Origin of the sequence: Actinomadura scrupuli, assembly GCF_050971785.1 — a bacterium.
GTDB lineage: Bacteria > Actinomycetota > Actinomycetes > Streptosporangiales > Streptosporangiaceae > Actinomadura_E > Actinomadura_E scrupuli.
Map to the genome: position 1 here is coordinate 192,535 of NZ_JBPCCU010000002.1, position 12,900 is coordinate 205,434.

General features: G+C 70.6%; 12 protein-coding genes. 8 read left to right on the plus strand and 4 right to left on the minus strand.

Annotated elements, in window-relative coordinates; translation table 11 throughout:
• The first annotated feature begins 13 nt into the window (after nt 1-13).
• From ACRYCC_RS08580 to ACRYCC_RS08590, 3 genes are all read left to right on the plus strand, one after another.
• The gene (locus tag ACRYCC_RS08580; RefSeq protein ID WP_433810101.1) at nt 14-439 is read left to right on the plus strand and encodes a DUF3151 domain-containing protein; all 426 of its coding nucleotides are present in this window, start codon (nt 14-16) and stop codon (nt 437-439) included.
• A 233-nt stretch (nt 440-672) separates the two neighbouring features.
• Entirely contained in the window at nt 673-1,956 is a 1,284-nt protein-coding gene (locus ACRYCC_RS08585) for an adenylosuccinate synthase (RefSeq protein ID WP_433810102.1), read from the plus strand.
• 144 nt (nt 1,957-2,100) lie between these two features.
• Complete coding sequence (locus ACRYCC_RS08590; RefSeq protein WP_433810103.1) at nt 2,101-3,051, plus strand: glycerophosphodiester phosphodiesterase; 951 nt, start codon at nt 2,101-2,103, stop codon at nt 3,049-3,051.
• 87 nt (nt 3,052-3,138) lie between these two features.
• Here ACRYCC_RS08590 and purD read toward each other — a convergent pair whose 3' ends face one another.
• A complete protein-coding gene (purD, locus tag ACRYCC_RS08595; protein ID WP_433810104.1) occupies nt 3,139-4,392 on the minus strand; it encodes a phosphoribosylamine--glycine ligase in 1,254 nt (417 codons plus the stop codon).
• A 413-nt stretch (nt 4,393-4,805) separates the two neighbouring features.
• On the opposite strand from purD, the gene ACRYCC_RS08600 reads away from it, so the two are divergent.
• Nucleotides 4,806-5,918, plus strand: a complete 1,113-nt coding sequence (locus ACRYCC_RS08600; protein ID WP_433810105.1) for a magnesium and cobalt transport protein CorA — start codon at nt 4,806-4,808, stop codon at nt 5,916-5,918.
• A gap of 80 nt (nt 5,919-5,998) precedes the next feature.
• Here ACRYCC_RS08600 and ACRYCC_RS08605 read toward each other — a convergent pair whose 3' ends face one another.
• Nucleotides 5,999-6,472 (minus strand): LppU/SCO3897 family protein, encoded by a 474-nt coding sequence (locus ACRYCC_RS08605; protein ID WP_433810106.1) that lies wholly within the window; start codon nt 6,470-6,472, stop codon nt 5,999-6,001.
• Between the two features lie 158 nt (nt 6,473-6,630).
• Here ACRYCC_RS08605 and ACRYCC_RS08610 point away from each other — a divergent pair, with 158 nt between their 5' ends.
• From ACRYCC_RS08610 to ACRYCC_RS08625, 4 genes are read left to right on the plus strand one after another with little or no spacing between them, the layout of a single operon-like run.
• Complete coding sequence (locus ACRYCC_RS08610; protein WP_433810107.1) at nt 6,631-7,836, plus strand: low temperature requirement protein A; 1,206 nt, start codon at nt 6,631-6,633, stop codon at nt 7,834-7,836.
• Nucleotides 7,829-9,166 carry an adenylosuccinate lyase gene (gene purB / locus ACRYCC_RS08615; protein ID WP_433810108.1) on the plus strand — a complete coding sequence of 446 codons (1,338 nt, stop codon included), beginning with the start codon at nt 7,829-7,831 and terminating at the stop codon, nt 9,164-9,166. The genes ACRYCC_RS08610 and purB overlap by 8 nt, the downstream gene beginning before the upstream one ends.
• A gap of 52 nt (nt 9,167-9,218) precedes the next feature.
• A complete protein-coding gene (locus ACRYCC_RS08620; RefSeq protein WP_433810109.1) occupies nt 9,219-10,010 on the plus strand; it encodes an MOSC domain-containing protein in 792 nt (263 codons plus the stop codon).
• Entirely contained in the window at nt 10,010-10,867 is an 858-nt protein-coding gene (locus ACRYCC_RS08625; RefSeq protein ID WP_433810110.1) for a phosphoribosylaminoimidazolesuccinocarboxamide synthase, read from the plus strand. Before ACRYCC_RS08620 ends, ACRYCC_RS08625 begins: the two co-directional genes overlap by 1 nt.
• 84 nt (nt 10,868-10,951) lie before the next feature.
• On the opposite strand, the gene ACRYCC_RS08630 is transcribed toward ACRYCC_RS08625, so the two are convergent.
• Nucleotides 10,952-11,488 carry a C40 family peptidase gene (locus tag ACRYCC_RS08630; protein ID WP_433810111.1) on the minus strand — a complete coding sequence of 179 codons (537 nt, stop codon included), beginning with the start codon at nt 11,486-11,488 and terminating at the stop codon, nt 10,952-10,954.
• Nucleotides 11,489-12,019: 531 nt separating this feature from the next.
• Complete coding sequence (locus ACRYCC_RS08635) at nt 12,020-12,868, minus strand: polysaccharide deacetylase family protein (RefSeq protein ID WP_433810112.1); 849 nt, start codon at nt 12,866-12,868, stop codon at nt 12,020-12,022.
• Nucleotides 12,869-12,900 lie beyond the last annotated feature (32 nt).

A 12,900-nucleotide genomic window follows, 5' to 3' on the forward strand; every position in this document is an offset into this window, starting at 1 on the left:
TCCGACACTTACGATGACCCGCATGAGCCAGAACCTGTTCGGCGGACCGCCTCCCACGCTGTTGCCCGAGAACGAGGAGGCCAAGAAGCTCCTCGACGAGGGGATCGAGCCCAAAGAGGTCGCCGCGAAGTTCCCCACCTACTCCCTGGCGTGGGCACTGCTCGCGGAGAAGGAGTTCGACGCCGGGCACGTGATCCGGGCGTACGCCTACGCGCGCACCGGCTACCACCGCGGGCTCGACTCGCTGCGGCGGGCGGGCTGGAAGGGCCATGGCCCCATCCCCTGGGAGCACGAGGCCAACCGCGGCTTCCTGCGCTCCCTCAACGCCCTCGGCCGGGCCGCCGCCGCCATCGGCGAGGAGGACGAGGCCGAGCGCTGCAAGACCTTCCTGCGCGACAGCAGCGCTGAGGCCGCCGAAGCGCTCGCGACCCACGGCTGATCCACGGCTGATCCACAGCTGATCCGCGGCGGCGTCGCGATCCGGCGTCGCGATCCGGCGTCGCGATGTGGCGTCGCGATCCGGCGTCTCCGCCGGCCCGAAGTGCAAGATCGCGACGGGCCGCGCGGAAGCGACGGTTTCTCTGCTCGGATTGTCCGGGTAGGATCTGATCGCAAGAGGCCCCTTGTCGCGCTTGCGATCAGGGGCTTTCGCCGTGAGAAGGAGAACGCCTGATGCCGGCCATCGTTCTTGTCGGAGCGCAGTGGGGAGACGAGGGCAAGGGGAAGGCCACCGATCTGCTCGGCGGGAACGTCGACTACGTCGTGCGCTACCAGGGCGGCAACAACGCCGGGCACACGGTCGTCATCGGCGACAAGAGCTACGCCCTGCACCTGCTGCCGTCCGGGGTGCTGTCCCCGGACGTGGTCCCGGTCATCGGCAACGGCGTGGTCATCGACCCGGGCGTGCTCCTGCAGGAGATCGACGGCCTCCAGAGCCGCGGCGTCTCCTGCGACCGGCTGCTGATCTCGGCCAACGCGCACCTGATCATGCCGCATCACCGCGCCCTGGATAAGGTCACCGAACGCTACCTCGGCCGGGCCCGGATCGGCACGACCGGGCGGGGCATCGGCCCGGCCTACGGCGACAAGATCGCGCGGATGGGCGTGCGCGTCCAGGACCTCTTCGACCCGAGCATCCTCACCCAGAAGATCGAGCTGTCGCTGCGGGAGAAGAACCAGGTCCTCACCAAGGTCTACAACCGGCGCCCGATCGTGGTCGGCCCGATCGTGGAGGAGTACGTCGCCTACGGCGAGCGGCTCAGGCCGTACGTCGCCGACACCGGGCTGGTGCTCAACCGGGCCCTCGACGACGGCAAGGTCGTGCTGCTCGAAGGGGCGCAGGGCACGCTGCTCGACATCGACCACGGCACCTACCCGTTCGTGACCTCCTCCAGCCCGACCGCGGGCGGGGCCTGCGTCGGCTCGGGGGTGGGCCCGACCAAGGTCACCAAGGTGATCGGCATTCTGAAGGCCTACACCACCCGGGTGGGATCTGGACCGTTCCCGACCGAGCTGCTGGACGAGATGGGCGAGTACCTCCGCACCACCGGCGGCGAGTACGGCGTCACCACCGGCCGCAACCGCCGCTGCGGCTGGTTCGACGCGGTCATCGCCCGGTACGCCTCCCGGGTGAACGGCATCACCGACTACTTCCTCACCAAGCTGGACGTGCTCTCCGGGCTGGAGAAGGTGCCGGTCTGCGTGGCCTACGACATCGACGGCGTGCGGCACGACGAGATGCCGGCGTCGCAGACCGAGTTCCACCACGCCAAGCCGATCCTGGAGTACTTCGACGGCTGGAAAGAGGACATCAGCGGCGCCGGGACATTCGAGGACCTGCCGCCCAACGCCCAGGCGTACGTCCACGCGCTCGAGGGCCTGTCCGGTGCGCGGATCTCCGCGATCGGCGTCGGGCCCGGCCGTGACCAGACCCTCACGGTGCGCCCGCTGATCTGAGAGATGGGTCACTCTGGGCGACCAACCGAGCCAACCTCGCCCTTCACCCCCCGGTGAGCTGTCTACCGTTGTGACCGCAGCTGTTGTGAAGCCGGTAACCGCCTGATCGGGGGACGTTTGGTTACTCTCGGTAATTTCCCTGGCGTGACCAAACGAGTAGAGGCACACGGCCATCGTGGTGCTCGCGGGCTGCGACCCGAGAACACGCTGCCGGGCTTCGCGCACGCCTTCGAGCTCGGCGTCGACGCGGTCGAGCTCGATGTCGGCCTCACCGCCGACGGCGTGGTGATCCTCAACCACGATCAGGTGCTGTCCTCGCTGACCTGCTGCGACACCGAGCCGGTCTGGCCGGGTGACCCGCAGTTCCCCTACGTCGGCCGCAGGCTCCGCGAGCTCACGCTGGACCAGATCAAGACCGTCGACGCCGGGGTCCGCAAGGCCTCCGCCGACGGGTGGCCCACCGACACGGACCCGCTGGTCCTCACCCAGCTGCCGATGCCGGGCACTGTGCTGCCCACGCTGGCCGAGGTCTGCGGGCTGCTCGACCGGTACGACTCGCGCCGCATCAGGCTGGCCGTCGAGCTCAAGACCGATCCGTCCTGGACCCAGGGCGAGGTGGAGCACTTCGTGACCGCGGTCGCGGACGTGCTGGAGTCCTGGGCGATGAGCCGCCGGGCGCGGCTGCTCGCCTTCGACTGGCGCGTCCTGTCCGCCGCCGCGCGGGTGGCGCCGCGGCTGCGGCGGGTCGCCCTGGTCGAGACCAAGACGCTGGTCCCCTCACCGGGGGCGGGGGCCCCGTGGCTGGCCGGTCTCGACCCGGCCGACTGGGTGGCCGCCGCGGTGGCGATCGGGGCTCACGTGCTGTCCCCGGAGCACACGCTGATCACCCCGGAGCTGGTCGGCGACGCGCACTCGCTGAGCCTGCCGGTGACGGCCTGGACGGTGAACGAGCCCGCCGACATGGCCCGCCTCATCGAGTACGGAGTCGACGCGATCGTCACCGACTACCCGGACCGGCTCCGGATCGTCATGGAGTCCCAGGGCCTGTCCCTGCCGCGTCCCGCCCGCCAGCGCAAGCCCGCCCCCACCGTGTGACGCCCGCGGTCACCCGCCAGGCCGCGGGCGGCCCTCCCCGAACACCGTGATCATGCAATCAATCGACGATCGATTGCATGATCACGGTTATGGTCGGGCGGCGGCGGCCTGGGCGGCGATGTCGGTGCGCAGCTGCATGCCGCGCATCCGGATCTTCCCGGCGGCCTCGTAGGCGGCGGCCCGGGCGGCGGCGAGGTCGTCCCCGGTGCCGACCACGGTGAGCACCCGCCCCCCGGCGGAGAGCACCCGGCCCTCGTGGTCGCGTCTGGTCCCGGCGTGCAGGACGTACGCTCCCGGCACCGCGCCGGCCTCGTCGAGGCCCTCGATGGCGTCGCCCTTGACCGGATCGGCCGGGTAGTTCTCCGCCGCGATCACCACGCCGACCGCCGCGCCGGAACGCCACTGCGGCACCAGCGCGGGATCGAGCCCGCCGATCGCGCAGGACTGCAGCAGCGTGGCCAGCGGCGTCGCCAGCCGGTCCAGGACGACCTGGGTCTCGGGGTCGCCGAACCGGGCGTTGAACTCGACCACCTTGATGCCCGCGGCGGTGAGGGCGAGCCCGGCGTAGAGCACGCCGACGTAGGGCGTGCCGCGGCGGCGCAGCTCGTCGATGGCGGGCCGCACCACGGTCTCCATGACCTCGTCCACGAACCCTGCGGGCAGCCACGGCAGCGGGGTGTAGGCGCCCATGCCGCCGGTGTTGGGGCCCTCGTCGTGGTCGTAGGCGCGCTTGAAGTCCTGGGCGGGCAGCAGCGGCACCGCGTGCAACCCGTCGCTCAGCGCGAACAGCGAGACCTCGGGACCGTCGAGGTACTCCTCGACGACCACCCGGCCGCAGTCCTGTGCGTGGCTGAGCGCCTCGGCGCGGTCCGAGGTGACCACCACGCCCTTCCCGGCGGCCAGCCCGTCGTCCTTGACCACGTACGGCGCGCCGAACTCCTCCAGCGCCTCCTCGACCTCGCCGGTGCTCTCGCAGACCCGGGACGCCGCGGTCGGCACTCCGGCGGCCGCCATGATCTCCTTGGCGAAGGCCTTGGACCCCTCGATCCGGGCGGCCTCGGAGTCGGGTCCGAAGCACGGGATCCCGGCCCGCCGCAGCGCGTCGGCGACCCCGGCGATCAGCGGCGCCTCGGGGCCGATCACCACCAGGGTGGACCGCAGGCGCCCGGCCAGCTCCACCACCGCGACGGGATCGGTCGGGTCCAGCACGTGGTTGTCGGCCAGCTCCGCGGTGCCGGCGTTGCCGGGAGCGCAATGCAACGAGGCGACGATGGGATCGCTGCTCAGGGCGCGGACCAGGGCATGCTCACGGCCGCCGGAGCCAAGGACGAGAACTCGCACCCGAGGAGTGTACGGGCCACGGCACCGGTCCGATGCCCAACCGCGGTCACGCTCCGAGGCCGGGCCGCGCGGCCGACGGCGCGGCGCACGCCCCCGCCGCGCCTCCCGGGTGGCCTGAAGCGCCCGAAGTGTCGGGAAGTAACCGGGGGTCGCGACGGGCGGTGGTAACGTACGGCTTGCTTGCGCACTGTCCCCGAGGGCGAAAGGAGGTGGTCGGAAATGGACACCGGTGACCCGTGTAGTACCGCCGAGATTCCTCATAGTCCGAGCTCTACGTGCAGCTGGACTCGTCCGCCCGCCTCTACTCGGCGTCCGGCCAATCCGCCCCTGCGCCGCCTCCGCTCCGTGATCGGTTAAGACCGGAGCCGGGCGCGCTCGCGCGCTCTTGGCCGGCGGGGAACGGAGCATCCCTCATGGCCATGACCAAAGTACGTCCCGGTCTCGCGACCAAGGTCCTCTTCAAGCCGCTCGGCCGGCCGCAGCGTTCGATGGACGACATCCCGGCGCCGCGCGGTTCGGCGGTGATCGACTGGGCCGCCTACATCGACGGCAAGCGCGTCGTCACACCGACCATCGCCGACGCCGTGCGGCTGGTCCGCGACGGCGGGCTGGCGCCGTCCGACGACGGCATCAGCGGCGGCTTCGTCTGGGTCGGCATGCACGAGCCGGAGGCCGCCGAGCTGGAGGAGCTGGCCGAGGTCTTCGGCCTGCACCCGCTGGCGGTGGAGGACGCGCTGCAGGCCCGGCAGCGGCCCAAGCTGGAGCGCTATGACCACAACGTGCAGTGCTTCGTGCTCAAGACGGTCGGCTACGTCGAACGGGCACCGGACGGCAACGAGTCCGTGGAGACCGGCCAGATAATGATCTTCTCGGGGCCGGACTTCGTGGTGACCGTACGGCACGGGGCGCACAGCGCGCTCGGGCCCGTACGCGAGGACCTCGAGGGCAACCCGGCGCGGCTGGAGCTGGGGCCCGCCGCGGTGCTGCACGCGATCGCCGACCGGGTGGTCGACGGCTACATCTGCGTCGCGGACGCCGTGCAGGAGGACGTGGACGAGCTCGAAGAGGCGGTGTTCTCGCCGGAGCGCTCCAACGAGGCCGGCCGGATCTACCGGCTCAAGCGCGAGGTCATCCAGCTCAAGCGGGCGGTGGGCCCGCTCACCGCGCCGCTGCGCACCCTGGCCAACCGCCGGTTCGTGCCCAGCGAGATCAAGGAGTACTTCCGCGACGTCGAGGACCACCTGGCGCGGGTACGCGAGCAGGTCGAGTCGTGCGACGAGCTGCTCACGCCGATCCTCCAGGCGCACATGACCCAGGTGACGGTCTACGACAACCACGACATGCGCAAGATCTCGGCCTGGGCGGCGATCATCTCGGTGCCGACCGCGGTGGCCGGGGTCTACGGCATGAACTTCACGTTCATGCCCGAAACCCACTGGCGGTACGGCTACCCCATGGTCCTGGGGCTCACCATGCTGGCCTGTTGCATGCTCTACCGGGGCTTCCGCCGCAACGGCTGGCTCTGACTCCCCCGTGATCACGGCTCCCCCGTGATCACGGGATCGGTCGGCGACCGAGGTCGTGATCACGGGGGGGACGGCGGGTCCTACTTGGTGGGGGCGAGGCACAGCACGTAACCGTTGCTGCCCTTCTCGCCCTTCCAGAAGGCGCTGTCAGCGTCCTTGAACGGCGCACAGATGCTGCGGTCGGTGTTGAACGCCGACTCGCTCTTGTCCTCGACCTTTCCGACCACCTTGTAGGTGGCTTTCGCGTCCGTGCACTTGGTGACCTTGAGGTTGTCGGCATTGGTGCCGGCCATGCAGTCGCCTACCTTGGCGAGGTCGGGGTCCTCGCCCTTGAACACCTTCCAGCCGTAGCCGACGCCGGCGACGACCGCGAGCCCGACCACGGCCACGACGATGCGGGTGAGGATGCTCTTGCCCACCGAGGCGGCCTTCGAGGGGGCCGGGGCGGGCGCGCCGTACTGCGGAGGCTGGCCGGGGGCGCCCTGCTGGCCGGGGGCCGGGTTCGGGGCGCCGGGCGGCGGGGGCGGGGAGCCGGCGTCGGAGGGGGTCGTCATGTGACCGAGCCTTTCTGTACGAACCATGGGAAAGAGGAGAACAGTAGCGTTCTGGGTGTTTCAGCGTGATGTCTGATATCTCCATTAGCGAAAACCGTTATGGGAGTGATTCATCGTCAGGGCACACTGAGCCGTAACGGATCCGACCGAGGAAGCCCATGCCCGTACCCCCGCCCGAGATCGTTCCCGTCCCCGGCCCGGCGCCCGCGGAGGAAGCCCCCGAGCAGTACGGCGTCACCACTCTGGAGCTCTTCTTCGACCTGGTCTTCGTGTTCGCCGTCACCCAGCTGACCGGCATCCTGGTGGGCGAGCTGTCCCTGACGGGCCTGGCCCAGGTGGTGCTGGCGTTCGGGGTGCTGTGGTGGATGTACGGCGGGTACGCCTGGCTCACCAACTGCCTGCCGCCCGCCACCACGCCGCGCCGGCTGCTGCTGCTGGCCGGCATGGCGGGCTTCCTGATGACGGCACTGGCCACCCCGTACGCCTTCACCGGCGGCGGCGTGGTGTGGGGCGTCGGCTACCTGATCGTGGTGCTGGTGCACGGCGCCCTCTACCTGCAGGTCACCCGGAGCATCCTGCGGGTGCTGCCGGGCAACGTGCTGGCCGCCGGCCTGGTCATCGCCGCCGGGCTGCTCGACCACGGCCCGGCCGTCTACGTGCTGTGGACGCTGGCCCTGCTGGTGCCGATCCTGATGCCCCACGTCGTCCCGCCGCGACACTGGTTCCCCCTCCGGGCCGAGCACATCGTGGAGCGGCACGGGCTGCTGGTCCTGATCACCTTCGGCGAGTCGATCATCGCGATCGGCATCGGGGTGAGCAGTGCCGGTCACGGACCGCCCTCCGTCGCCCTGGTGGCGGCGGGCGTGCTGAGCCTGGCGCTGGTGGCGACGCTGTGGTGGACCTACTTCGCCGGCGACGACGAACGGGTCGAGGAGTCCCTGACCGCCGCCGAGAGGGGCCCCCGCACCGCAATGATCTTGAATGGCTACTTCTACGCCCACATTCCCATCGTGATCGGCGTGATCGCGATGGCGGCCGGGCTGAAGAAGGTGCTCTCGCACGCCTGGGAGCCCCTGCACAGCGTCCCGGCCGCCCTGGCCCTCTCCGGCGGGGTCGCCCTCTACCTGGTGGGCAACGCCTGGTTCCGCCGGATCATGGGGATCGGCCCGTCTCGGCTCCGGCTGGCCGCGGCGGTGCTCGCCCTCGCCACGACCCCACTGGGCGAGTGGATCGCCGAGACCGAGGTCATCGCCCTGGTCGCGATTCTGACCGGGGCCCTGGTCCTGGAGGGCCGCCGGAGGCCCGCGGCCGGGGGCACGGCTGCCTCGGCCTCCACGACCTGGGACAATCGACCACGTGATTGAGCGCTACACACTTCCCGAGATGGGCCGCGTCTGGAGCGACGCGCACAAATACGAGCTGTGGTGCGAGGTCGAGACCCTTGTGGTCGAGGCGCACGCGGCGGCCGGGACCATCCCCGCCGAGGTGGTGGAGCCCATCCGCAAGGCGCCGCCCCCGACCCCCGAGCGGGTGGACGAGATCGAGGCGGTCACCCAGCACGACGTGATCGCCTTCCTCAGCGCCTGGGCGGACAACACCGAGCCGCGGGAGGCCGCGGCCTACGTGCACTTCGGCATGACCTCGTCCGACCTGCTCGACACGGCGCTGGCCGTGCAGCTGGTCGAGGCCACCGACATCCTGCTGGCCAAGGCCGACGCGCTGGTCGCCGCGCTCCGCGACCACGCGCTGCTGCACCGCGACACGTTGCGGGTCGGCCGCACGCACGGCATCCACGGGGAGCCCGACGTGTGGGGGCATCGGGTGGCCGACTTCGCGTTCGCGATGGCCCGGTCCCGGGACCGGCTCCGGCAGGCCCGCGCCGCGGTGGGCGTGATGGCCATCTCCGGTGCGGTCGGGACGTACTCCAACATCGACCCCGAGGTCGAACGGCACGTCGCCCGCAAGCTGGACCTCAAGGCGGCCGACGTCTCGACCCAGGTGGTCATCCGGGACGGCATCAGCGAGTGGGTGAACGCCCAGGCCATCATCGCGACCGTCTGCGAGGCCATCGCACTGGAGGTACGGCACGGCCAGCGCACCGAGGTGCGGGAGCTGTCCGAGGCGTTCGGCAAGGGCCAGAAGGGCTCCTCCGCGATGCCGCACAAGAAGAACCCCATCCTCTCCGAGCGGATCTCCGGGCTGGCCCGGGTCGTGCGCGGCCAGATGGTCCCGGTGATGGAGGGCATCCCGCTCTGGCACGAGCGTGACATCTCTCACTCCTCGGTCGAGCGGGTCGCGCTGCCGGACACCTCGATCACCACGGACTACCTGCTGCATCTGACGACCCGGCTGGTCACCGGCCTGGTCGTGGACACCGACCGGATGCGGGTCAACCTCGACTCCACCGGCGGGCTGATCTACACCAGCACCGTGCTGCTCGAGCTGGTCGAGGCCGGGATGTCGCGCGACGACGCCGCGTACCCCCTGGTGCAGCGGGCGGCCATGGAGACCTGGCGGACTCTGGACTCGGTGCCGGAGACGGGTAAGAGCACCTTGTTCCGCGACACGCTGCGCAGGCACGCCCAGGAGGCCGGCATCGAGCTCGACGAGGCCCGGCTGGACGCCGTCTGCCGGCCGGAGCGGTTCGTCCAGCGGCTGGGCCCGGTCTTCGACCGGCTCGCGGCGCTCAGCTGAGACGACGGGGGGCCCGGGCGGGCCCGCCGAGGCCGGAGGAAAGGCGGTACGGATGGATGCGCGGCTGACGGAGCTGAACGTCTTTCCGTTGAAGAGCGGCGGCGGCACGGCACTGGAGACGGCCGAGCTCGGCGCGAAGGGGCTGCGGCACGACCGGGAGTTCATGCTCGTCACCCCGAACGGCGAGTTCATGTCCCAGCGCCGGTTCCCGGCGATGGCCCGGCTGCGGCCCTCCTACGACGGGACACTGCTCACCGTCCGGGCGCCGGAGGCCGTCCCGCTCGTCCACAAGGCTGTGGACAACGGCGAGATCGTCGACGTCATCGTCCACAGGAAGCCCTGCCAAGGTGTGGATCAAGGTGACGAGGCCGCGCTCTGGTTCTCCGACCTGCTCGGCATCGGGTGTCGGCTGGTCCGCTTCTCCGGGCACCGCCCGACGCGCCGGGGCGGTGGCGAGCTGGCCTACGCCGACGGCTATCCGCTGCTGCTGATCTCCGCGGAGTCGCACGCCGAGCTGAACGCGCGGCTGGCCGACCCGCTGCCGATGAACCGGTTCCGCCCCAACCTCGTCGTGGAGGGCCTCGGGCCCTTCGGTGAGGACTCCGTACGCCTGCTGCGCGTCGGGGACGTCACCGTCGAGCTGATCAAGCCGTGCGCCCGCTGTGTGCTGACCACCGTCGACCAGGAGACCGCCGTCAAGGGCCACGAGCCGCTGCGCACGCTGGCGTCCTTCCGCAACGTCAACGGAAAGATCCTGTTCGGCCAGAACGGCATCCCGCGGACGCTGGGCACGCTCCGCGTGGGCGATCCCGTGCAGATCATTGAAAGAGCTCTAGAACCGTGATGAAACACCTGCACTCCGGCAAGGTCCGGGACCTGTACGAGTTGCCGGGCGGCGATCTGCTCATCGTCGCGCGGGACACCATCTCGGCGTACGACTTCGTCCTGGACACCCCGATCCCGGACAAGGGCGCGATCCTCACCCAGCTCTCGCTGTGGTGGTTCGACCGGCTCGCCGGGGTCGTGCCCAACCACGTCATCTCCACCGAGCTGCCGCCCGGCGCCCCCGCCGAGTGGGCGCGGCGGGCGATCGTGGTGCGGAGGCTCGACATGGTGCCCGTGGAGTGCGTGGCACGCGGCTACCTGGCCGGCTCCGGGACCGTGGAGTACCGGTTGCGGGGCTCGGTCTGCGGGGTCGGGCTGCCGCCCGGGCTGGAGGAGGGGTCCCGGCTGCCGGAGCCCATCTTCACCCCGACCACCAAGGCGGCCGTCGGCGACCACGACGAGCCGATGACGTACGGCGAGGTGGCGGCCAAGGTCACCGCCGAGGTCGCGGCACGGCTGCGCGACATCACCGTGCAGGTCTACCGGCGCGGCGCCGAGGTGGCCGCGGAACGCGGCATCATCGTGGCGGACACCAAGATAGAGCTCGGCTGGGACGCCACCGGCGACCTGGTGCTGGGCGACGAGGTCCTGACCCCGGACTCCTCTCGGTTCTGGCCGGCCGCGCAGTGGCGGCCGGGCCGGACGCAGCCGTCCTACGACAAGCAGTTCGTGCGCGACTGGCTGGTCTCCCCGGCCTCCGGCTGGGACCGGGCCTCCGGCGCGGCACCGCCGCCGCTCCCGGAGGAGATCATCCAACGCACCCGCGCGAAGTACGTCGAGGCGTACGAGCGCCTGACCGGCCGCCCATGGACCTGACCCCCCCACCCCCCTACCCCCCCCCCCCACCCCCCCCCCCCCCCGCCCCCCCCCCCCCCCCGGCGACGGATGACCCGTACGGGATCAGGCTCCGGGGCGGACGGCTCCGGAGAACTGCTGCTTGTAGTAGCGGTTGAGCTTGACCCGCTTGACCTTCTGCCCGCTGCGCGGGGCGTGGATCATGTACCCCTTGCCGACGTAGATGCCGACGTGACCGCGGTTGTAGAAGAACACCAGGTCACCGGGGCGGAGCTTGTTCCAGCGCACCTTCTTGTGCACCTTCTTGTAGATCGCGGTCGTCACGCGGGGCAGCTTGACGCCGCCGTACCGCCAGGCGCCGCGGGCGAGACCTGAGCAGTCCCACCGGTGGGGACCGTTGCCGCCGTAGCGGTACGAGTCACCTCTGTGCGCGTAGGCGAACTTCACGGCCCGCGCGGCCTTCTGCTTCTGGGTGAGCTTGACCCTGCTCTGCGCGGGCGCCGCCTGGGAAACGGTCGCGACCTGGATGGTGGCGACCTGGGTGGAGGCGACCTGGGTGGTGCCGGCCGAGGCGGCGGGAGCCGCCACCACGCCGAGCGAGGTCATCGCGCACAGCGCGGTTCCTGCCACGGACAGCTTCAACGCACGAGTCGAGAGAACGTACTGGGGGGTATACAGGACAGTTCCTAACGTCGTTACCGACGCCTACCGGGGCAGCACTCCACCTGGGAAGAATGCGAATCCCCCCGGTGCTGACTGTTCATTCACCCAGGCCCGGAAATACGTCGGGCTCACTGGGTCCCCGGCTCCATGCTCCTGACCGCATGGACGCGGCACGCCGATCGTGATCCCCTCGTGACGGCAAGGCTGTGTGCCGTCGAATCACGATGACGCGATGTTCTGTTTTGCAAGCGACCCCGTTGCCGCTCGCGCCATAACCTAGCCAGATCGGTCAAGATTCAGCAAACCCCGGCAAGCCTAAGAGTTCGCTATCAATGCCGTTAAAGGGGCCAGAAACTCTTGACGGTCCTGCTGAGAGCGTTGTAAGCGAAGCTCATGGTGAAGCAGGTCACACTTGTGGCGGAGGGGTCGCCGTGACCTCCGTGACGTGGTGGAACATGCCCGCGACCGGCCTGATGGGCCCGATGTCCGGTCCTGGGGACGCCCGGCGCATCAGAGGGTGATGAACTCCAGGCCCCGGTCCTTCAGCCGGGGCAGGACCGTCCGCAGCGACTTCAGGGTCTGCGAGCGGTCGCCGCCGCCGTCGTGGCAGAGCAGGATGTCGCCGGCCTTGCCGCGCAGCAGTTCCCGGGTGACGTGCCGGACGCCGGGCCGGGACCAGTCGCGCGGATCGATGTCCCAGTCGATGGGGAACATCCCGTGGCGGGCCACGGCCTTGAAGACGGTGGGGGACCAGTTGCCGCCGGGGGCGCGGAACAGCCGGGGGGTGGTGCCGGTGACCTCGACGATGACCTGCCGGGCCTTGACGATCTCGTTCTCCACCCGGCCGGCGGGCAGCTTGTTGATGTTGATCGGGTGGCGCCAGGTGTGGTTGGCCACCTCGTGCCCGGCCTCGACCATCAGCTGGACCAGCTTGTAGTTGTCGCGCACCTGCTCGCCGATCAGGCAGAAGGTCGCCTTGACGTCGTGCTTGGCGAGCAGGTCCAGCACCCGGGGCGTCCACTCGGGATGGGGGCCGTCGTCGATGGTGAGCGCGACCGCGTTCTTGGGTGCGTCCGGCCGGACATCGTGGACGGAGCGGGCGGGCTTGCGCCAGGCGGGCACCGGCCCGGTCGCGCCCACCGGACGGGCCGGGGACGGCGTCACCGGCGAGACCGAGGGGCGCGGCGGGGGCGGTCCCTTGGCCCGGGTGCGCAGGGGCCGGTAGTCCGGAGCGGGACCGGCGTCACCGGCCAGGACCATGCTGACCCCGAGTGCGCCGAGCGCGCTGAGACCCAGCGCCTCGCGGCGCCCGATCTCGCGCGCCACGACGGCATGCGGCTCGCGGTCGTGCGCTTCCATGCCCCACACAGTAGTGCTGAGTTACGGAACAT

What these genes read in the sequence shown, in the direction of transcription:
- ACRYCC_RS08585 (WP_433810102.1), top strand. Translation starts at nt 673, where the DNA reads ATGCCGGCCATCGTTCTTGTCGGAGCGCAGTGGGGAGACGAGGGCAAG.
- ACRYCC_RS08600 (WP_433810105.1), top strand. Translation starts at nt 4,806, where the DNA reads ATGGCCATGACCAAAGTACGTCCCGGTCTCGCGACCAAGGTCCTCTTC.
- ACRYCC_RS08605 (WP_433810106.1), bottom strand. Translation starts at nt 6,472, where the DNA reads ATGACGACCCCCTCCGACGCCGGCTCCCCGCCCCCGCCGCCCGGCGCC.
- ACRYCC_RS08610 (WP_433810107.1), top strand. Translation starts at nt 6,631, where the DNA reads ATGCCCGTACCCCCGCCCGAGATCGTTCCCGTCCCCGGCCCGGCGCCC.
- ACRYCC_RS08635 (WP_433810112.1), bottom strand. Translation starts at nt 12,868, where the DNA reads ATGGAAGCGCACGACCGCGAGCCGCATGCCGTCGTGGCGCGCGAGATC.
- ACRYCC_RS08620 (WP_433810109.1), top strand. Translation starts at nt 9,219, where the DNA reads ATGGATGCGCGGCTGACGGAGCTGAACGTCTTTCCGTTGAAGAGCGGC.
- ACRYCC_RS08580 (WP_433810101.1), top strand. Translation starts at nt 14, where the DNA reads ATGACCCGCATGAGCCAGAACCTGTTCGGCGGACCGCCTCCCACGCTG.
- ACRYCC_RS08625 (WP_433810110.1), top strand. Translation starts at nt 10,010, where the DNA reads ATGAAACACCTGCACTCCGGCAAGGTCCGGGACCTGTACGAGTTGCCG.